The organism is Sphingobium sp. 3R8 (assembly GCF_020166615.1).
In the GTDB taxonomy this organism is placed as follows: domain Bacteria; phylum Pseudomonadota; class Alphaproteobacteria; order Sphingomonadales; family Sphingomonadaceae; genus Sphingobium; species Sphingobium bisphenolicum.
The window spans coordinates 70823-89362 of the sequence record NZ_JAIQXR010000013.1 but is presented as its reverse complement, the minus strand read 5'-3'; the positions used below and the strand labels follow the sequence as shown (position 1 = coordinate 89362).

Sequence of the window (18540 nt, the reverse complement as noted above, 5' to 3'; positions counted from 1 at the left end):
ATCGATGGACCCTGAAACGAGTTCAGGGTGACGATGAGGGAGATGTCGGTTGGTAATCACCGCTCCACCTTCATCTCGTGCGTGCTCTCATTATAGCTCATGCCTTCCAGTTCGCGGGGCATGTAACGTTCGTCATGCTTGGCGAGCAGGTTGGTGGCGACGAACATGCCTTGGCCGTTGAACGATCCTTCGGCCACGACGCCGCTGCCTTCCTTGAACAGGTCGGGCGCGATGCCGCTGAAGGTCGCCGGGACGGTCGCCTTGCCGTCGCTCACATCGAAATGAATGGTGACGCCGTCGGCCGCGCGCTTCAGGCTCCCCTTGACCACCATACCGCCCAGGCGGATGGGCTTGCCCGGTTCGACGCCCTTGGTCTTGACGTCGTTGGGCGCGTAGAAATAGGCAGCCTCATCCTTGAGTGCGGAGGCCGCCAGCAGCCCCGCCCCCACCAGCGCCACCAGCGCCGCGAGCGCCAGGATCAGTCGTTGATGTTTCGCCTTCATGTCCGATCCGCAATCTGGTCGGCCCGCGTTTCAGCCCTGCGCATAGCGCGCCAGCTCGCCAGGCTGACGATCGCCGTACCCGCCAGCGTCACCGCATAGGCGGCGATCACGAAAGCCCATTGGTTCATCGCCCCACCCTCTTGCTCTATCCACGCGCCAGGCGTTGCATCCGCGCCTCGACCTTGTTCTGCGCCAGGATCGCCCGCATCCGCATCAGCACGATCGCGCCGAACAGCAGGGTGAAGCCCAGCAATGTCAGTCCCAGCGGCCAGAGCAAAGATCCGTCGATGCTCGACCCGCGCAGGGTGATGGACGGTCCCTGATGCAGGCTGTTCCACCACACCACCGACCGGTTGATGATCGGAATGTTGATCGCGCCAACCAGCCCGAAAATGGCGGTCACATTGCTGACGCCGCCCTGCTGCGCCTGCCGGGCGCTCGCATTGCCCAGCGCGATATAGCCGAGATACAGGAAGAAGAGGACCAGCATCGACGTCATCCGCCCGTCCCATTCCCACCAGGTGCCCCAGGTCGGGCGACCCCAGATGGCGCCGGTCATCAGGCAGATGGCGGTGAACAGCGCGCCCGGCGCGGCGATGGCGCGCCCGGCGACGGCGGCGAGCGGATGCTTCCAGACAAGCTGCATCAGCGCGGCGATGGCGATCCCGCTCCAGCCGCCCATGCCGAGCCAGGCCGCCGGCACATGGATATAGAGAATGCGCACCGTCTGCCCCTGCAGATAGTCGGCCGGGGTCAGGAACAGCCCGCAGGCGGAGCCGACGAGCAGCAGCAGCAGGCCGGGCCAGAACAGCCAGCCCGTCAACGGACGCGCGATCTTCAGGAAGCGGGCGGGATTGGCGAAACGATGCATCAGGGCTGCGTCTTTAGCCGCGCGCGCAAGGCAACGCCAGTAGGGCATTTTGCCGATAGCCTATGAACGAATCGCGTGAGCCGATTCCGGCCGGTGCGAACGCGTTGACATCCGCCATGTGGCTCGCCGATAGAGGATGAACCGGGCCGATGCGGACGCCCGGCCAGGCGATCGTCGCCCAAGTCCGCTCCATTCGCCGCATGTGCGGCGCGAAGGGGCGTGGGATGAATGATAAGATCGATGCTTTTGGGCCGCCACGGCTCAGCCTGTGGGCGCTGTTCCTGAAATTCCTGGGGTTCGGCCTCCTCGCCTTCGGCGGCCCGGTCGCCCAGATCGCCATGTTGCGCAAGGCGCTGGTCGAACAGGAACGCTGGATCGCGCCGGGCCGGTTCAACCGGCTGCTGGCCGTGCTGCAGATATTGCCCGGTCCCGAAGCCCATGAATTATGCGTCCATCTGGGCATGGTCGCGCGCGGTCGCGCCGGCGGCATCGTGGCCGGCCTGGGCTTCATGGTGCCGGGACTGGTGCTGATGCTGGCGGCCGGCGCGGCCTATACGCGATGGATCGAAGGCAATATCGGCCTCGCGGGCCTCTTGCTGGGCGTGCAGATCGTCGTGCTGGCGATCATCCTGCGGGCCGTCGTGCGGATCGGCCAGCATGTGGTCGAAGATGGGCTGCTGCTCTGCATCGCCCTTGTCGGCCTCGCATCCCCGCTGCTCGGCGTGCCCTTCTACGTTCCGCTGGCCAGCGGCGGTATCGCCTATGCCTTCGCGCATCGCCCGATTCTGGCTATCGCCATCCTGCTGACGCCCGTCATCCTCGCCGTGGCGCTGCTGCCTGTGGGCGGATCGGAACAGCTTCGCCCGCAAGCCATCGCCCATGCGGCGGTAACGCTGCCCATGCTGTTCGTGGCGGGCCTCAAGGGCGGCCTGCTGACGTTCGGCGGCGCGTACACCGCCATTCCCTATGTCCGCGCCGACACGGTCGGCCGCGGCTGGATCAGTGATGGCGCATTTCTCGACGGTATCGCGCTGGCGGGCGTTCTGCCCGCGCCGCTCGTGATATTCGCCACCTTTACCGGCTATATCGTGGGCGGCCCTGCCGGCGCGCTGGTCATCACCCTGGGCATGTTCCTGCCCGCGTTCGCCTTCTCGCTCGTCTTTTTCGAGCGGCTTGAAGCAGTGATCGCCAACCCGGCGCTCCATCATGGCCTCACAGGCGTCGCGGCCGCGGTCGTCGGCATCATCGCCGCCACCTTCATCCAGTTGGCCCAGGCGACGGCGATGCGGGTCGATCATGTCTGGGCGGCCATGGCCCTGGCCGGCGTCGCCCTGGTTCTTGTGTGGCGCGTGAAAGGGGCATGGGTCACGCCAGCGGTCGTCGCTGGCGGCGCCATCGCGGGATGGCTGTTTCACTTCTGACCGGGACGCCATTTCAGCGTTTCAACGACGCAAATCCGGGAAACGGAACGTTTCGTTGCGCTTTTTTATGACAGGAGGGCGACAAAGCGGGCGGAAGTCCCTATATGCGCGCCCAAGGACGGCCCTGTGGGCCTGTCAGGAACGGCTATGGAACCGCTCGCACCCATGATTACGACAAACCCCTTCGACGACGACAAGTTGCGCGAGGAATGTGGCATTTTCGGTGTTTCCCGCGCGGAAACAGCGTCTGCCATCGTCGCGCTTGGCCTTCACGCCCTGCAACATCGCGGGCAGGAAGCCGCGGGCATCACAAGCTGGGACGGGCATGATTTCCATACCCACCGGGCGATGGGGCATGTGGCTGGGAATTTCGACCGGGACGAAGTGATTCGCGGCCTGCCCGGCGATACCGCCTGTGGCCATGTACGCTACTCCACCACCGGCGAAACGTCGCTGCGCAACGTGCAGCCGCTCTATGCGGAACTGAACTCGGGCGGCTTCGCCATTGCCCATAATGGCAATATCTCCAACGCGATGAAGCTGCGCCGCGAACTGATTCGCCGTGGCTCGATCTTCCAGTCGACCTCCGACACCGAAGTCATCATCCATCTGGTGGCGACGTCCAGCTATCGCACCCTGCTCGACAAGTTCATCGATGCGTTGAAGCAGGTCGAGGGCGCCTATTCGCTGATCGTCATGACGCCCGAAGGCATGATTGCCTGCCGCGACCCGCTGGGCATTCGCCCGCTGGTGATGGGCAATCTGGGCGAAACCACGATCTTCGCGTCGGAAACGGTTGCGCTCGATGTGGTAGGCGCCGACTATGTCCGCACCATCGATCCGGGCGAACTGGTCATCGTCACCAATGACGGACAGATCCGGTCGCATCGCCCCTTCGGCGACACGCATCCGCGTCCCTGCATCTTCGAACATGTCTATTTCAGCCGCCCCGATTCGATCGTCGATGGCTCCAGCGTCTATTCGGTCCGCAAGGCGATCGGCGCGCAACTGGCGATCGAGAATCCGGTCGAGGCGGACTATGTCATCCCGGTGCCCGACAGCGGCGTGCCCGCGGCGATCGGCTATGCCCAGCAATCGGGCATCCCGTTCGAGCTGGGCATCATCCGCTCGCACTATATCGGCCGCACCTTCATCCAGCCGGGCGACAAGGTCCGCCATCTGGGCGTGAAGCTCAAGCACAACGCCAACCGTGCGCTGATCGAGGGCAAGCGGATCGTGCTGATCGACGATTCGATCGTGCGTGGCACGACCAGCCTCAAAATCGTGCAGATGATGCGCGAAGCCGGCGCGGCGGAGGTCCATATGCGGATCGCCAGCCCGCCGACCAAGCATAGCTGCTTCTACGGCGTCGATACGCCCGAACGCACCAAGCTGTTGGCGCACAAGCTGGACGTGGGCGGGATGCAGGATTTCATCCATGCCGACAGCCTGTCCTTCATTTCGATCGACGGCCTCTATAAGGCATTGGGCGAAGCCAAGCGCGCCGACATCCGCCCGCAATATTGCGACGCCTGCTTCACCGGCGATTATCCCACGACGCTCACCGATCAGGATGACGTAGTGGTGACCAACCAGCTGGAACTGCTCGCCGAGCGCGTGGTCTGACGGCCCTGGGCGGTTCCTGACCGGGCCGCCCACTCCCTTTCATCCTTCATGCGGTTCCGATTGCGGTCGGGACGAGAGGAACATCATGTCCGAGCATCCCCTTTCTGGCCCACTTTCCGGCAAATTGGCGCTCGTCACCGGGGCGAGCCGCGGCATCGGCGCCGCCACGGCCGAAGCGCTCGCCGCCGCGGGCGCGCATGTCGTGCTGACCGCGCGGACCAGCGGCGGGCTGGAAGAGGTGGAGGATCGCATCCACAAGGCCGGCGGCCATGCGACGATCGCGCCGCTCGACCTGACCGATGGCGAGAGCATTGGCCGGCTGGCGCAGGCGATCGGCGGACGCTGGCAGGCGCTCGACATATTGGTGCTGAACGCCGCGACGCTGGGCGCGCTGGCATCGGTTCCGGCGATCGACGCGAAGGAATTTGCGCGGCTGCTGACGCTCAACATCGCCGCGCCTCAAGCGCTCATCGCCGCTTTCGACCCTATGCTGCGCGCCAGCGGCGACGCGCGGGTGGTGGCGTTGACCTCCTCGGTCGTGGCGCCGCGCGCCTATTGGGGCGCCTATGGCGCGTCGAAGGCGGCGCTGGAAACGCTGGTCGGCGCCTATGGTGAGGAGATGAAGAATATCTCCGCCATCCGCACCCATATCGTCGATCCCGGCGCGACCCGCACGGCGATGCGCGCCCGCGCCTTCCCCGGCGAAGATCCGGCGAGCCTCAAGGGGCCGGAAGCCGTCGCCAGCGCGATCGTCGATCTGGTCGCGTCCGATGCGCCGACCGGCCACAGGATACGAGTCGAAGGCTGACGGTTACGCCGGTTTGACCAGCGTCACCTGCGCCACATCGATGCCGCCGCCGCGAAAGCCGCCTTCGCAATACATCAGATAATAGCGCCACAAGGCCACGAAATGCTGGTCGAAACTGGCGGGCAACTGGCCTTCGTCGATCGCCCGGTCGAACCGCTCGCGCCAGCGGCGCAGCGTTTCGGCGTAATCCGGGCCGAAGCGACGCACGTCGCGCCATTCCAGCCCCTGTCGCTCGGCCAGCGCGCGAAAGCGGCTGTCCGACATCAGCATCCCGCCGGGGAAAATATAGGCCTGGATGAAGTCGGCGCCCCGGGCATAGCGTTCGAAAATCGCGTCATCGATCAATATATACTGAATCGCCGCCTTGCCCCCTGGCTTGAGCAGGCGATGGATCGCGGCCAGATAGTCGGGCCAATAGGCCTGGCCGACCGCTTCCACCATCTCCACGCTGGCGATGGCCTCATATTGCCCTTGCGCGTCGCGATAGTCGGTCAGCAAAATCTGCGCGCCCGACCCCAGCCGATCGCGGGCATAGTCGGCCTGCTCGGTCGACAGGGTCAGTCCGCTATAGGCGACCGCGCACCGCTCCATCGCCTGCTCGGCCAGCCCACCCCAGCCGCAGCCGATCTCCAGCAGCGACGCGCCGTCCGTCAGGTCCAGCCGGTCCAGGATCGCATCGACCTTGCGCTGTTGCCCCTGTTCCAGACTTTCGATCCTGTCGTCAGCATTGAGGAACAAGGCACTGGAATAATGCATATTTTCATCCAGCCAGAGCCGGTAGAAATCATTCCCCAGATCATAGTGATAGGCGATATTGTGCCGCGATCCCGCCCGGCTGTTGCGCCGCAGCCAGTGCGTCGCGCGCCCGATCCAGCGCCCCGGACCGCGCGGCCGCGCGGCCTGACCCAGCGCCGCCGCATTGCGCATGAACAGGGCGAAGAGCGGCACCGGGTCGGGGCTGGCCCATTCCCCCGCCGCCCAGGCGCGATACCAGCCGGCCGATCCGCCCACGGCCAGCCGCATCAGCGCGCGCCAGGAGCGCAAATCCACCTCGCACTGCGGCCCCGGCGCCCGACCGCCCAGCAGGCGGCGCGTACCGTCGGGCAGCGACGCTTCCAGCCCGCCTTCTTCCAGGCCCTGGTCGATCCGGTCGAGCAGGCGATGGAACAGGGGCGCCAGCGCGCGGGACGTCCGGCTGGGGGCGCCGGATCGCGGCGGATGTTTGACCGATAGCGCGCGCCGGCCGCGCCGGGGAGTGATGGCGTTCATGACGCCAATCCTGCCGCAAGCCGGTCGCGGCTGCAATCACCCCTTGATGCGACGATAGGCGGTCAGAGCGCGTTCTCGCCCCTCACGATGGCCAATGATCTTCGCCGGATAGGCGGCCGGTCGTGCGCCATGGGCATCTGGATCGTGAATTGCTGCGTCGGGCAGGTCCGCCAGTTCCGGCACCCATGACCGGATATAATCGGCCGCGTCGAACTTGTCCGACTGGGTCAGCGGCGCCATGATTCGCGTGAACAGATTGGCGTCGACGCCGCTGCCCGCGACCCATTGCCAATTGACGCTGTTATTGGCGTAATCGGCATCGACCAGCGTATCCCAGAACCAGCGCGCGCCATGCCGCCAATCGATCAGCAGGTGCTTTATCAGGAAGCTGGCGGCGATCATGCGCACCCGGTTATGCATCCAGCCCGTCGTCCAAAGCTGCCGCATACCGGCGTCCACGATCGGATAGCCGGTCCTGCCCGTCTTCCATGCGGCGAAATCGGTCCGTGCTTCCCGAAGGTCGCGCCAGAGCAGCGCATCGAAATTGGATCGCGCATTTTCGGACCCATAAACGGGCAAGCCGCAAATCTGGACATGTGCATAATCACGCCAGATCAACTCCTTGAGGAAGATCGTTGCATCATGGCCTGAAGATTCGACCCGGTGCCAGACATAGGCGGGCGACACTTCCCCGAAATGCAGATGCGGCGACAGGCGCGACGTTCCTTCGATCGACGGCAGATTCCGCGCGGTCGGATAATCGCCAACCTCGTCCATGAAATGCGCCACATTGGCGCGCGCGCCCTGCTCGCCCGGCGTCCAGTCCGCCCCGAAACTCTGCGCCCAGTCCGGCCTGGTCGGCAGCAAGGCCCAATCGTCCAGCGAATCGCCGTGCGGCCAGTGCGCGGGTCCATCGATCCGGTGCGGCGCGGGATGCGGCGCGGCGGGCGGCATATGCTCCATAACGGCGCGCGAAAAGGGCGTGTAGATGCGATACATGCCGCCCGCCCCGGTCCGCACCGCGCCCGGCGGCAAGAGCAGGCCGCCGTCATGCAGGCTCAGGTCGAGCGTCTTGGCCACCGCCTTTTCCGCGTTGCGCCACCAGGGTTCGTAGTGATGCAGCGCATGGACCCGGGACGCCCCGACTTCCTTCGCCAATGCCGCCAGCACCTCCGCGCTGCGCCCGCGACGCAGGATCAGGCGCGATCCCTTGCCCCGCAGGCTTTCGTCCAGCCGCGCGAGGCTATGGTGCAGCCACCAGCGCGCCGCGCCGCCCATCGCCCATTGACGCGGACCTTCATCATCAAGGACATAGACCGGAATCACCGGCCCTTCGCTGACAGCGGCGGCCAGGGCGGCCTGATCGGACAGGCGGAGATCCTGACGAAACCAAAGGAGAAGGGGATCGGACATGCCGGGGCAATGCGCCCCTCCGCCGCCGGTTCCAAGCGGCCCTTGGGGCATATTGCCTTCGCCGTCCCGTCGATTGATCCGGCCATCGCGTCGCCGCAAATCGACAGGTGGATGATTCGGCCGATGGACGCGGAGCCCCGCCCTGCCTATTCTGGCCCCCGCGTCGTGTAGCGACGCCGATGACGATCTTTAGGCGGCAAGGACGTCGGGAACCGGAATTTTTGGGGATGACATGGCTTCGATGCCGAATGAAAATTTATTGCCATACCGGCCCTGCGTCGGGATCATGCTGGTGAACATGGACGGCAAGGTGTTCGTCGGCCAGCGGCTCGATAATGTGGTCGAGGCGTGGCAGATGCCACAGGGCGGCATCGATGAAGGCGAGGATGCCAGGGCGGCCGCGCTGCGCGAACTGCAGGAAGAAACCGGCATCCGCCCCGATCTGGTCGAAATCATCGCCAAGGCGAAGGACGAGCATTTCTACGATCTGCCGCCCGAACTGGTCGGCAAGCTGTGGGGTGGCAAATATCGCGGCCAGCGCCAATATTGGTATCTGGCCCGCTTCGTCGGCCTGGACAGCGACATCGATATCCAGACCAAGGACCCGGAATTCCGGGAATGGAAATGGACGTCGCCCGAAACGCTGCCCGACCTGATCGTGCCGTTCAAGCGCAAACTGTATCGCGACATATTGCAGGAGTTCCGGGCGCTTATCTGACGGGGGTAGGCGTTTGGGGGCTTAAAATCCCCGGTCGGTTGGCTATGACGGGGCGATGTATGCTCGTCTTATCCCCCTGTCGTTGCTGATCGTCGCCCTGCCCGCCACGGCGCGCGCGGCCGAATCGGCGCTGCTGCCGCCGGCCGTCCGCGAAATGATGGAAGCTGCGATCGCCAACGGCAACGAAACCGAAATCGCCACCATTTCCAAGATCGCCAAACAGACCAACCCGGCCTCCGCCGACGAAATCCAGCGCATGGTCAACAGCTGGAAGGAGCGGACCAAGGCGACCCACGACACGGTGATTCGCGAAGCGCACTTCACCGAATTGTGGACCGGCCGGGTCGAGGCAGGCGGTTTCCGTTCCACAGGCTCGACCAGCGAACTCGGGATCAGCGTATCCGCGACGGCGACTCGCGCCGGATTGCAATGGTCGCACAAGCTGACCGCCGCCGCCGATTATCGCCGCGCCAATGGTGTCACGTCGCGCGAACGCTATTTCGCCGGCTACGAACCCAAATATGAATTCGATCCGCGCGGCTTCGCCTACGGCCTCGCCCAGTTCGAACGCGACACCTCGATCGGCTATGACCAACGCTACACCGCCTCGGTCGGCGTCGGCTATAAGCTGATCGTCAGCAAGCCGGTCGATCTGTCGGCCGATATCGGTCCGTCCATTCGCCACGCCAAATATCTGATCGGCGAACGTGAGACGAAACTGGGCGTCCGCGGTTCCATGGCGCTGGCCTGGCGCGCCACGCCGACGGTGACGTTCAAACAAACCGCATCGGGCTATGCCGAAAGCGACGTCTATACGCTCAACGCCCTGTCCTCGGTAGAAACCAAGGTCAGCACACGGCTGTCGGCCGCTTTCTCCTACAATATCCAGTATGAATCCGAGACATTGCTGTCCAGCCGCGACCTCGACACCCTGAGCCGCCTGACCCTGACCTATGATTTCTGAACCACGCAATTTTATTGCGGGGGTGGAGGCGCGCGCGGCGCTCTGATAGATCAGGGCGGATGACGGATTTTTCATCGCAGGAACGGAGGCTGCTTGACCGCGCTGCGGCCGCGCCGATGCTCGCGCAGACGCGGGCTTGGGCGGCGATCAACAGCGGATCGCGCAATCTGGATGGCCTCGCCCGCATGGCCGCAGTGCTGGTCGAGGCCTTTTCCACGCTGCCCGGCACGATCCGCCTGGTCGATCCCGCGCCGGTGGAGAGCGTGTCGCCGGACGGGCGCGTCCAAACCATCGAACATGGCCGCCATCTCCATCTGTCAGTCCGTCCCGAAGCGCCCATCCGGCTGCTCCTCACCGGGCATATGGACACGGTGTTCCCCATAGATCACCCCTTCCAGCAGCAGCGCTGGCTGGAGCCGGGCATCCTCAACGGTCCCGGCGTTGCCGACATGAAGGGCGGGCTCGCGGTCATGCTCGCGGCGCTCAACGCCATCGAAGGATCGGACGCGATCGCCACACTGGGCTATGACGTGGTGATCAACAGCGACGAGGAAGTCGGCAGCGCGTCATCCGCGGCGCTGTTGCGGGAGATGGCGGCAGGCAAGCTGGCAGCCTTCACTTACGAGCCGTCCGCCCTGCCCGACGGCACGCTGGCCGGCGCGCGCGCGGGGAGCGGCAATTTCTCCATCATCGTGACGGGCCGAAGTGCCCATGCTGGCCGCAATCCCGATGACGGCCGCAACGCCCTGCTCGCCGCCGCCGACCTGGCGCTACGGCTGAAGGCCGGGAGCGGTGCAGGATTTTCCTGCAACCCCGCCAGGATCGACGGCGGCAGCCCGAACAATGTCGTGCCCGACCATGCCGTGCTGCGGGTCAATTTCCGGCCGCGCACGCCGCAGGACGAGATCGCCGCCCGCGCCCTGATCGACCGGTCCATGGTCGATGTCGCGCGCGACCATGACGTCAGCCTGCATCTGCACGGCAGCTTCGGCCGGCCGCCCAAGCCGATGGACGCCAAGGCGCAGGCACTGTTCGGGCTGGTGCGGCAATGCGGCGCTGAACTGGGCCTCGACATCGGCTGGCGCGATACCGGGGGCGTGTGCGACGGCAATAATATCGCGGCCTGTGGCGTGCCGGTGGTCGATACGATGGGCGTGCGCGGCGGCAGCATCCATAGCGACGCCGAATTTCTGCTTACCGACAGCCTGCCCGAACGCGCGCAATTGTCGGCGCTGGCGCTGTGGCGGATCGCCCGGGGCCGGTTCGACCTGGATCGATATAAAAAAGAGGGGATCACCGCTTGAGCTTCATCATGCGCATCGCGCGCGCCGACGATTTGCAGACGCTCTACGAAATGGCGAAGCTGACCGGCGGCGGCTTCACCAACCTGCCGCCCGATCGCACCGCGCTGTCCGCCAAGCTGGAGCGCACCGAACAGGCGCTCGCACGGCAGGACGAGGGTATCGAGGACGAACTGATCGTCATGGTGCTGGAAAATGTCGAGACGGGCCAAGTGCGCGGCACCTGTCAGATCTTTTCCACCGTGGGCCAGAGCTGGCCCTTCTACAGCTATCGTCTGGGCGTGCTGACCCAGCATAGCCGCGAACTGGGCCGCACTTTTCGCGCGCAAATGCTCTCGCTCACCACCGATCTGGAAGGGTCGGCCGAGGTCGGCGGCCTGTTCCTCCACCCGCGTGAGCGCGCCGAGGGGCTGGGGCTTTTGCTGGCGCGCAGCCGCTATCTCTACATCCGCGCCCACCGCAGCCGCTTCGGCGACAAGGTGCTGGCCGAACTGCGTGGCGTCATTGATGAAGCGGGCGGATCGCCCTTCTGGGACGGTCTGGCCGGGCGTTTCTTCGGCATGAATTTCCAGGAGGCGGACGAATTCAACGCGGTGAACGGCAACCAGTTCATCGCCGACCTGATGCCCAAGACCCCCATCTATACCGCGATGCTGACCGACAGCGCCCGCGCCGTCATCGGCCTGCCCCACCCCAATGGCCGCGCGGCGATGCGGATGCTGGAGACGGAGGGGTTCGACAATGCCGGCTATGTCGATATCTTCGACGGCGGCCCGACCATGGTCGGCCAGATCGACCAGTTGAAGACGATCGCCGCGGCGCGAGACGTAACTTTGTCCGCCACCCATGAAAAGGGCGGGGACAAGATGCTGATCGCAACCGGCAAGCTGGCCGATTATCGCTGCACCTGGGGCTTCGTGCAGCAAGATGACAGCGGCGCGGTGTCGCTCGACGCGGCCAGCGCGGCACGGCTCGGCCTCGAAACCGGCGGTTCCTTCACCATGGCAGGGCGGGCATGAGCGTCAGGGAAATCAATTTCGACGGGATCATCGGTCCCAGCCACAATTATGCGGGCCTCAGCCTCGGCAATCTCGCTTCCGCGCGCAACGCCGGCGCAGTGGCGCATCCCCGCGCGGCGGCGCTCCAGGGGCTGGAGAAGATGCGTGGCAATATCCGCCTCGGCCTGGCTCAGGGCATCTTCCTGCCGCAATGGCGGCCCGACGTCGCCTGGCTGACGAAGCTGGGCACCGATGTCGGCGACGCCGATCCGCATATTCGCGCGGCGGCCATGTCCGCTTCCTCCATGTGGGCCGCCAACGCCGCAACCATCTCACCCGCCAGCGATACGGCGGACGGGCGGACGCACCTGACCGTCGCCAATCTCGTCACCATGCCGCATCGCAGCCATGAATGGCCGCAGACGCTGGCGCAGCTCCGCATCGCCTTTTCCGACACCCGCGCCTTTGCCGTCCATGATCCCATCCCCGCCCCCTTTGGCGACGAGGGCGCAGCCAATCATATGCGTCTGGCGGAACGCCACGACCAGCCGGGCGTGGAAGTGTTCGTCTATGGCCGGTCGGGCGGCGCTTTCCCCGCCCGCCAGCATATGGAGGCGAGCAAGGCGGTCGCCCGCATCCATGGCCTCGATCCGGCGCGCACGCTGTTCGTCGAGCAGTCCGAAGCCGCGATCGCCGCGGGCGCCTTCCACAATGACGTCGTCGCGGTGGCGAACGAGCGGGTGCTCTTCACCCACGAACAGGCGTTCGCCGACAAACAGGCCTTCTACGCCGATCTGCGGGCCGCCCTGCCCTGTGTCGAGATCGTGGAGGTGCCTGCCTGCGCGGTCAGCCTGGCCGATGCGATCACATCCTATCTCTTCAATGCCCAGCTCGTCACCCTGCCCGACAGCGGCCCCTCGACTTCGCTCGGGACAGGCATGGCGCTGGTGCTGCCGACCGAGGCGCAGCAGACGCCCGCGGTCTGGAACTGGCTGGAGCAGATGATCGCCGGCAATGGCCCGATCCGCCGCCTCATCCCGGTCGACGTGCGCCAGTCCATGGCCAATGGCGGCGGCCCCGCCTGCCTGCGGCTGCGCGTCGTTGCCGATCCTGTCGATATCGATCCCCGCTTCCTGGTGGACGAAGCGCGGCTGGATAATATTGCGCGGATCGTGTCCCAATATTGGCCAGAATCGATCGCGCCCGAGGATTTGAGCGACACACGGCTGATTGCCCGGATCGAGCAATCATGGTTAACGCTTGTTGACCATTTGCAGCTGTCGGGCGATCTTTCACCCTGACGGCGTGGGCAACGCCGGATGGAATCGACATGGAACGGATCAAGCGCCTCTTCATCATCAAGACCAAGTTCGAGGCGTTTCTGGTGATCTATGCGCTCGCGCTGGGCGCAGCCGAGCGCGGCCATGTCTACATGCAGCAATATCCAGGCGCCGGCGGCCATCTGCTGGCGCTCGCCTGTTCGGGCGCCGTCTTCATGGCGGGCGGCAAGATCATCGACGCGCTGGACTATCAGCGCGGGATATAGAGCCTTTTTCCAAGCCGGCGGAATCACCTGCTGACTCGGAACTCTGGCGCCCGCCCTCGTTCCGAAACGGATCGAACTCGACCAGCATGACAGCCTTCCCTGACTTATCCTGCCTCCATCACTGATGATGGAGTGCCGACAGGATGCTGGACGATCGACGCAGGCGCAGCGTGCCCGCCGCCGAACTGGTGCGCAATTTCGCCCATTGGCGCGAGGTCGGATCGCATGAGCCGGTGATGGTCACCCATCATGGCCGCGAAACCCATGTCTTCATCGGGCTGGACCGCTTTCGCACGATGACGGTCGGCGACGATGGCGCGGTCGCGCCCGACCGCACTTTCGAACTCGCCGCGCGGATGCATCAGGGGCTGATCCTGTGCCGCGCCGACCTGACCATCGATTATGTCAATGGGGTGGCGCTCGCGATGGCCAGGCGATGGGACCGGCGTCTGGAGGATCAGTCGCTGTGGGACGCCTTTCCCGAACTGGCCGGCACGCTGACGGAGGCGCATATCCGCCACAGCCTGGCTTCGGGCGAGGCGAGCGCGGCCGATATCCCCTCCCCCTTTCGCGGTGACGTCTGGCTGCATGTCCAGACCTTCCCCTTCGCCGGCGGCGTCGGCCTGCTGCTGCGGGACATCACCGCCGACATGCAGCGCCACCGGCTGGCCGACGTCAAATCGGCGATCCTCAAGGCAATGGGGGTGCATGGCGGGGTCGGCTATGTCCGGGTGTCGATGCGCGGCTTCATCGATGTCGTGAACGACAGCTTTTGCGCGATGGTCGGCCTGACCGCCGATCGGCTGTCGGACGTGCCGGTCGCCGACCTGGTCGCGCTGCCCGCTCGCCCCCACTTCCGCGAGCAGATGGAACGCGTGCTGCGTGGCGAAGGCGACATGCGGTTCGCCACCCAATTGCTGACCAACGACGGTTCGCTGGCGCCGATCGACGCAGCGATCGCCCGGCTGCACGGCATTTACGGTACGGAGGGCGCCGTAATCGTCATTACTCCCACGACCGCCGCCTGAATGCGCGACAACAACGTCCATATCGGATGATGTCCGGTGGGCGTGCGCAACTTTTGCGGAGAAGGCCAGTTTTTGCCTGCCGGGCGCTCGTTTCCACTATGTAAAACCCGCCAAATGCCCGACAGGCGAAGCATACGCGATATTGAACCGCGCGCCGTAGCATCGCTCTCATGTCTTACGATAGCGCCTGCTCCTTCACCCGATCGCGTCGACCGTTGGTCGCGCTGCTGCGCCATCAGGCCGGCAGCAGCCTGATCGAAGCGGCCTTCGCCCTGCCGCTGCTCATCCTGCTGCTGATGGGGATATTGGCCTATGGCAGCTGGTTCATGACCGCCCATAGCCTGCAGCAGGCCGCCAATGATGCCGCCCGCGCGTCGGTGGCCGGGCTGAACGCGACCGAACGCCGCACGCTGGTCGACCAGAGCGTCGTTGCCGCGCGCGCCGCCTTCCCCGCCCCCGCCGCCCAGACGATCGGCGTCAGTACCGGCGAAAGCAGCGGCTATTATACGGTGACGCTGCGCTACAGTCTCGCCAGCGCGCCCTTGTTCTCGGCCATGCCCTTCCCGATGCCGGGCAACGTGCTGGAACGCAGCGCCGTCGTGCGGATCGCCAGCCAATGATCGGCGCGCGCTTCGGCCGGGCGCTGGCGCGGGACCGGCGTGGCGGCGTGACGTTCATCCTGGCCGGATCGCTGTTCATGCTGGCGGGCGCCGCCACCGTCGCTGTCGATCTGGGATCGGTCTATCTGGCTCGCCGCCAGTTGCAGGGCGTAGCGGACGCCGCCGCGCTGGCCGCTGCCGATGGCGGCCGCACCGCCGCCGAACAACTGGTCGGGCGCAGCGGGATCAACGGCGCGGCCCTCGCGACCTTCGACACCGGCAGCTATTCCGCCGACGCCTCCCTTCCGATGGACCAGCGCTTCCGAGCAGGCGATGCCAATGGCGGCGCCATGCGGGTGGAGGTGCGCCGCCGCGCGCCTCTCTTCTTCGCCCGCCTGCTGGTCGGCCGGGACGGCATCGACCTCAGCGCCCGCGCCACCGCCGCCCGCACCGACGCCGCCGCCTTCTCGCTCGGCACCGGCCTTGCTTCGCTCAGCGGCGGACTGCCCAACATGCTGCTGTCCAATCTTGCGGGCACCGAACTCAACCTGTCGGTGATGGATTATAACGGGCTGGCCAGCGCCAATCTCGACCTGCTGCACATGGCCGATGCCCTGCGCGTACGGACCGGGCGCGACGGCGAAGCCTATGGGGCGCTGTTCGACAGGGAAATCCCCTTGTCCGACCTGCTCGGCGCGATGGCCGACAGCGCCGGGGCCAGCCCCGCCGCCACGACCCTGCTGGCGCTGTCCAGCCGCATTCCGGGCCGCTCCGTCCGTCTCAGCGACATTGTCGACCTCGGTCCGATGCGGGGCGCCGCCAATGCCACCGGACAACCCAATATCCTGCTCGACGCCTTCTCCATGCTGCGCATGGTGCTCAGCCCGCCATCGGGGACGACAATCCCGATGGACCTGCGCGTCACCGTGCCGGGCCTCAGCAGCACGCGGCTGATGCTGGTGACGGGCGAGGGACAGGCCCGCTCGCCGCTGATGAGCATCACCGCCAAGCGCGACGTAGTGCTGCGCACCGCCCAGACCCGCATCTATCTGGAAAGCTCCGTCGCCACCGCGCTGTCCGGCATCGCCTCCGTACGAGTGCCGCTCTATGTCGAACTGGCGGCGGCGGAGGCGCGCCTGTCGGATATCCAGTGCGGCAGCGATGGCGGCGTCACCCTAGCGGTCACGCCGTCGGTCGGGACCGCGGTGCTGGGCGATGTCGATATGAGTGCGCTGACCAATTTTTCGGTCCCCGCCAACCCGCGCGCCGCCGTGCTGGCGCAGACGCTCGGTACGCGCGTCACCGGCTATGCCAATATCAGCCTGGGCGGCACCCAGACCCATAGCGTCCATTTCTCGCCGTCGGAGATCAGCGCGCAGCAGGCCAAGACCGTCAGCACGCAGGATCTGACGCAGGGCATCGCCGCCAGCCTGGCAGGCCAGACCCAGATACAGGTGTCGCTTCTAGGCATAACCATCGGCAACAGCCCGCTCAGCCCATTGGTCGGCGCGGTGCTGGGCACCACCGCACCACTGCTGGACGGCATCCTCAACAGCGTCACGGCCACGCTGGGCGTCCGGGTGGGGTCGGCGGAGGTGCGCGTCCATCAGCGCCGCTGCGGCATGGCGGCCATCGTCGCCTGATCCGTGCCTTGATCCCCCTTGCCATGCCCGCGCTGCACCGTCAGGAGCAGGCCATGGGCGCTATCATGTTGCAGGGAACCGGATCGGACGTCGGCAAGTCGGTGCTGGTGGCGGGGCTGTGCCGCGCGCTGGCGCGCCGGGGCTATCGGGTGCGCCCGTTCAAGCCGCAGAATATGTCCAACAACGCCGCCGTCACCAGCGACGGCGGGGAGATCGGCCGGGCGCAGGCGTTGCAGGCGATCGCCTGCGGCGTCGCCCCCCATACCGATATGAACCCGGTGCTGCTCAAGCCGCAGGCCGATCGAACGTCGCAACTGATCGTTCATGGTCAGGTGCGCGGCGCGCTGGGATCGGGCAATTTCCGCAGCGCGCGCGGGCCGTTGCTGGGCGCCGTGCTGGAAAGCTTCGAACGGCTGCGCGGCCAATGCGACATCGTCGTGGTCGAAGGCGCGGGATCGCCGGCCGAGATCAACCTGCGCGCCGGCGATATCGCCAATATGGGTTTCGCCCGCGCCGCCGACGTGCCGGTAATCCTGGTGGGCGATATCGACCGGGGCGGCGTGATCGCGGCTGTGGTCGGCACCCACGCGGTCATTGATCCCGACGATGCGGCGATGATCCGCGGCTTCCTCATCAACAAATTCCGGGGCGACCCGGCGCTGTTCGAGGATGGCTATGCCCAGATCGAAGCGCTGTCGGGCTGGCGCGGCTTTGGTGTGGTGCCCTGGCTCGACGCCGTCGCGCGATTGCCAAGCGAAGATGCGGTGGTGCTGGAACGTCGGACCTTCTCGACCGCCGCGCCGCTGGTCGTCGCTTGCCCGGTGTTGCCGCGCATCTCGAATTTCGACGATCTCGATCCGCTCAAGCTGGAGCCGACCGTCGACCTGCGCATGATCGGGCCGGGACAACCCATCCCCGGCGACGCCGCGCTGGTGATCCTGCCCGGATCGAAGGCGACGGTCGCGGACATGCACGCCATGGTCGCGCAAGGGTGGGACATCGACATTCGCGCCCATCACCGGCGCGGCGGCGCGGTGCTGGGCCTGTGCGGCGGCTATCAGATGCTGGGCTGGACCATCGCCGATCCCGAAGGGCTGGAGGGGCCGGCGGGATCGGTCGCAGGGCTGGGGCTGCTCGATATCGACACGCGCCTGTCCGGGGCAAAGACGCTGGAGCAGGTGCGCGGCCGCGCGCTCGACGCCGATTTTACCGGCTATGAAATGCATATGGGCGTCACCGACGGTCCGGACTGTGCCCGCCCCTTCGCCCTGATCGACGGCGCGCGCCCGGACGGGGCGATCAGCCGCGACGGGCGGGTGATGGGCAGCTATGTCCATGGCCTGCTCGGCAGCACGGCGCTACGCGATGCGTTGTTGCGGCGGCTGGGCGGCGGATCGGCGGGACGGGACTATGACCAGTCGGTCGAGGACGCGCTGGACGAGGTGGCCGCGCTGCTGGAAAGCCATGTCGATATCGACGCCATGGTGGCGCTGGCGACCGCCTGACGCTGAACGCAAAAAAGGCGGCCAGACGCCGCCTCTTTATTCGATCTAATGATGGTGCACCCAGAGCGATTCGAACGCCCGACCCTCAGATTCGTAGTCTGATGCTCTATCCAGCTGAGCTATGGGTGCGCAGGAAAGACGAACGGACCGCGGCTGTAAGCCCGGACCAAAAGCCCTTCGAAAAAATGGTGCACCCAGAGCGATTCGAACGCCCGACCCTCAGATTCGTAGTCTGATGCTCTATCCAGCTGAGCTATGGGTGCGTGGAGACGCGCAGATAGAAGCGCTTGGCCGATTGGGCAAGCCCCTTTTTTGCACTTTTATGGC

At 65.9% G+C, this 18540-nt stretch carries 18 protein-coding genes and 2 tRNA genes; 13 read left to right on the top strand and 7 right to left on the bottom strand.

Annotated elements, in window-relative coordinates; all coding sequences use genetic code 11:
* Positions 1 to 56: 56 nt before the first annotated feature.
* From ccmE to ccmC, 3 genes are read right to left on the bottom strand one after another with little or no spacing between them, the layout of a single operon-like run.
* Complete coding sequence (gene ccmE, locus K9B33_RS13670; protein ID WP_224549500.1) at positions 57 to 503, bottom strand: cytochrome c maturation protein CcmE; 447 nt, start codon at positions 501 to 503, stop codon at positions 57 to 59.
* Positions 500 to 631: a hypothetical protein gene (locus tag K9B33_RS23070; protein WP_261934714.1), complete on the bottom strand. Its 132-nt coding sequence runs from the start codon at positions 629 to 631 to the stop codon at positions 500 to 502. The genes ccmE and K9B33_RS23070 overlap by 4 nt, the downstream gene beginning before the upstream one ends.
* 17 nt (positions 632 to 648) lie before the next feature.
* Positions 649 to 1374 carry a heme ABC transporter permease CcmC gene (gene ccmC, locus K9B33_RS13665; protein ID WP_224549498.1) on the bottom strand — a complete coding sequence of 242 codons (726 nt, stop codon included), beginning with the start codon at positions 1372 to 1374 and terminating at the stop codon, positions 649 to 651.
* A gap of 224 nt (positions 1375 to 1598) precedes the next feature.
* Here ccmC and chrA point away from each other — a divergent pair, with 224 nt between their 5' ends.
* The 3 genes from chrA to K9B33_RS13650 all read left to right on the top strand — a co-directional run bounded on the left by chrA (position 1599) and on the right by K9B33_RS13650 (position 5229).
* Complete coding sequence (gene chrA / locus K9B33_RS13660; protein ID WP_224549496.1) at positions 1599 to 2795, top strand: chromate efflux transporter; 1197 nt, start codon at positions 1599 to 1601, stop codon at positions 2793 to 2795.
* A gap of 165 nt (positions 2796 to 2960) precedes the next feature.
* Positions 2961 to 4421, top strand: a complete 1461-nt coding sequence (gene purF, locus K9B33_RS13655; protein WP_224549494.1) for an amidophosphoribosyltransferase — start codon at positions 2961 to 2963, stop codon at positions 4419 to 4421.
* A gap of 85 nt (positions 4422 to 4506) precedes the next feature.
* Positions 4507 to 5229 (top strand): SDR family NAD(P)-dependent oxidoreductase, encoded by a 723-nt coding sequence (locus K9B33_RS13650; RefSeq protein ID WP_224549491.1) that lies wholly within the window; start codon positions 4507 to 4509, stop codon positions 5227 to 5229.
* 3 nt (positions 5230 to 5232) lie between these two features.
* Here the strand turns inward: K9B33_RS13650 and K9B33_RS13645 are convergent, their stop codons facing one another.
* Both K9B33_RS13645 and K9B33_RS13640 read right to left on the bottom strand, forming a co-directional pair.
* On the bottom strand, positions 5233 to 6498 hold the full coding sequence (locus K9B33_RS13645; protein ID WP_224549489.1) for an SAM-dependent methyltransferase: 1266 nt from the start codon (positions 6496 to 6498) through the stop codon (positions 5233 to 5235).
* Between the two features lie 36 nt (positions 6499 to 6534).
* Positions 6535 to 7911 carry a cryptochrome/photolyase family protein gene (locus K9B33_RS13640; protein WP_224549487.1) on the bottom strand — a complete coding sequence of 459 codons (1377 nt, stop codon included), beginning with the start codon at positions 7909 to 7911 and terminating at the stop codon, positions 6535 to 6537.
* A gap of 232 nt (positions 7912 to 8143) precedes the next feature.
* Here K9B33_RS13640 and K9B33_RS13635 point away from each other — a divergent pair, with 232 nt between their 5' ends.
* The 10 genes from K9B33_RS13635 to K9B33_RS13590 all read left to right on the top strand — a co-directional run bounded on the left by K9B33_RS13635 (position 8144) and on the right by K9B33_RS13590 (position 18213).
* Positions 8144 to 8629 carry an RNA pyrophosphohydrolase gene (locus tag K9B33_RS13635; protein WP_224549486.1) on the top strand — a complete coding sequence of 162 codons (486 nt, stop codon included), beginning with the start codon at positions 8144 to 8146 and terminating at the stop codon, positions 8627 to 8629.
* Positions 8630 to 8684: 55 nt separating this feature from the next.
* Complete coding sequence (locus tag K9B33_RS13630; RefSeq protein ID WP_224549484.1) at positions 8685 to 9593, top strand: YdiY family protein; 909 nt, start codon at positions 8685 to 8687, stop codon at positions 9591 to 9593.
* Positions 9594 to 9652: 59 nt separating this feature from the next.
* Positions 9653 to 10897, top strand: a complete 1245-nt coding sequence (locus K9B33_RS13625; RefSeq protein WP_224549482.1) for a hydrolase — start codon at positions 9653 to 9655, stop codon at positions 10895 to 10897.
* Complete coding sequence (locus tag K9B33_RS13620; RefSeq protein ID WP_224549480.1) at positions 10894 to 11913, top strand: arginine N-succinyltransferase; 1020 nt, start codon at positions 10894 to 10896, stop codon at positions 11911 to 11913. Before K9B33_RS13625 ends, K9B33_RS13620 begins: the two co-directional genes overlap by 4 nt.
* On the top strand, positions 11910 to 13193 hold the full coding sequence (locus tag K9B33_RS13615; protein WP_224549478.1) for an N-succinylarginine dihydrolase: 1284 nt from the start codon (positions 11910 to 11912) through the stop codon (positions 13191 to 13193). Before K9B33_RS13620 ends, K9B33_RS13615 begins: the two co-directional genes overlap by 4 nt.
* A 29-nt stretch (positions 13194 to 13222) precedes the next feature.
* Entirely contained in the window at positions 13223 to 13438 is a 216-nt protein-coding gene (locus K9B33_RS13610) for a hypothetical protein (protein WP_224549477.1), read from the top strand.
* 143 nt (positions 13439 to 13581) lie between these two features.
* Entirely contained in the window at positions 13582 to 14466 is an 885-nt protein-coding gene (locus K9B33_RS13605; protein ID WP_224549476.1) for a PAS domain-containing protein, read from the top strand.
* Between the two features lie 170 nt (positions 14467 to 14636).
* Entirely contained in the window at positions 14637 to 15086 is a 450-nt protein-coding gene (locus K9B33_RS13600; RefSeq protein ID WP_224549475.1) for a TadE/TadG family type IV pilus assembly protein, read from the top strand.
* On the top strand, positions 15083 to 16708 hold the full coding sequence (locus tag K9B33_RS13595; protein WP_224549474.1) for a pilus assembly protein TadG-related protein: 1626 nt from the start codon (positions 15083 to 15085) through the stop codon (positions 16706 to 16708). The genes K9B33_RS13600 and K9B33_RS13595 overlap by 4 nt, the downstream gene beginning before the upstream one ends.
* Positions 16709 to 16761: 53 nt before the next feature.
* On the top strand, positions 16762 to 18213 hold the full coding sequence (locus K9B33_RS13590; protein WP_224549473.1) for a cobyric acid synthase: 1452 nt from the start codon (positions 16762 to 16764) through the stop codon (positions 18211 to 18213).
* Positions 18214 to 18265: 52 nt separating this feature from the next.
* On the opposite strand, the gene K9B33_RS13585 is transcribed toward K9B33_RS13590, so the two are convergent.
* Together K9B33_RS13585 and K9B33_RS13580 are read right to left on the bottom strand one after the other, a co-directional pair.
* Positions 18266 to 18342: transfer RNA gene (locus tag K9B33_RS13585), tRNA-Arg, on the bottom strand.
* A gap of 57 nt (positions 18343 to 18399) precedes the next feature.
* Positions 18400 to 18476, bottom strand: a tRNA-Arg gene (locus tag K9B33_RS13580).
* Positions 18477 to 18540: the final 64 nt, after the last annotated feature.

Bases quoted from the DNA above. Each gene is read 5' to 3' on its own strand.
- ccmE (WP_224549500.1), bottom strand. From the start codon at position 503: ATGAAGGCGAAACATCAACGACTGATCCTGGCGCTCGCGGCGCTGGTG.
- K9B33_RS23070 (WP_261934714.1), bottom strand. From the start codon at position 631: ATGAACCAATGGGCTTTCGTGATCGCCGCCTATGCGGTGACGCTGGCG.
- ccmC (WP_224549498.1), bottom strand. From the start codon at position 1,374: ATGCATCGTTTCGCCAATCCCGCCCGCTTCCTGAAGATCGCGCGTCCG.
- chrA (WP_224549496.1), top strand. From the start codon at position 1,599: ATGAATGATAAGATCGATGCTTTTGGGCCGCCACGGCTCAGCCTGTGG.
- purF (WP_224549494.1), top strand. From the start codon at position 2,961: ATGATTACGACAAACCCCTTCGACGACGACAAGTTGCGCGAGGAATGT.
- K9B33_RS13650 (WP_224549491.1), top strand. From the start codon at position 4,507: ATGTCCGAGCATCCCCTTTCTGGCCCACTTTCCGGCAAATTGGCGCTC.
- K9B33_RS13645 (WP_224549489.1), bottom strand. From the start codon at position 6,498: ATGAACGCCATCACTCCCCGGCGCGGCCGGCGCGCGCTATCGGTCAAA.
- K9B33_RS13640 (WP_224549487.1), bottom strand. From the start codon at position 7,911: ATGTCCGATCCCCTTCTCCTTTGGTTTCGTCAGGATCTCCGCCTGTCC.
- K9B33_RS13635 (WP_224549486.1), top strand. From the start codon at position 8,144: ATGGCTTCGATGCCGAATGAAAATTTATTGCCATACCGGCCCTGCGTC.
- K9B33_RS13630 (WP_224549484.1), top strand. From the start codon at position 8,685: ATGTATGCTCGTCTTATCCCCCTGTCGTTGCTGATCGTCGCCCTGCCC.
- K9B33_RS13625 (WP_224549482.1), top strand. From the start codon at position 9,653: ATGACGGATTTTTCATCGCAGGAACGGAGGCTGCTTGACCGCGCTGCG.
- K9B33_RS13615 (WP_224549478.1), top strand. From the start codon at position 11,910: ATGAGCGTCAGGGAAATCAATTTCGACGGGATCATCGGTCCCAGCCAC.
- K9B33_RS13610 (WP_224549477.1), top strand. From the start codon at position 13,223: ATGGAACGGATCAAGCGCCTCTTCATCATCAAGACCAAGTTCGAGGCG.
- K9B33_RS13605 (WP_224549476.1), top strand. From the start codon at position 13,582: ATGCTGGACGATCGACGCAGGCGCAGCGTGCCCGCCGCCGAACTGGTG.
- K9B33_RS13600 (WP_224549475.1), top strand. From the start codon at position 14,637: ATGTCTTACGATAGCGCCTGCTCCTTCACCCGATCGCGTCGACCGTTG.
- K9B33_RS13595 (WP_224549474.1), top strand. From the start codon at position 15,083: ATGATCGGCGCGCGCTTCGGCCGGGCGCTGGCGCGGGACCGGCGTGGC.
- K9B33_RS13590 (WP_224549473.1), top strand. From the start codon at position 16,762: ATGGGCGCTATCATGTTGCAGGGAACCGGATCGGACGTCGGCAAGTCG.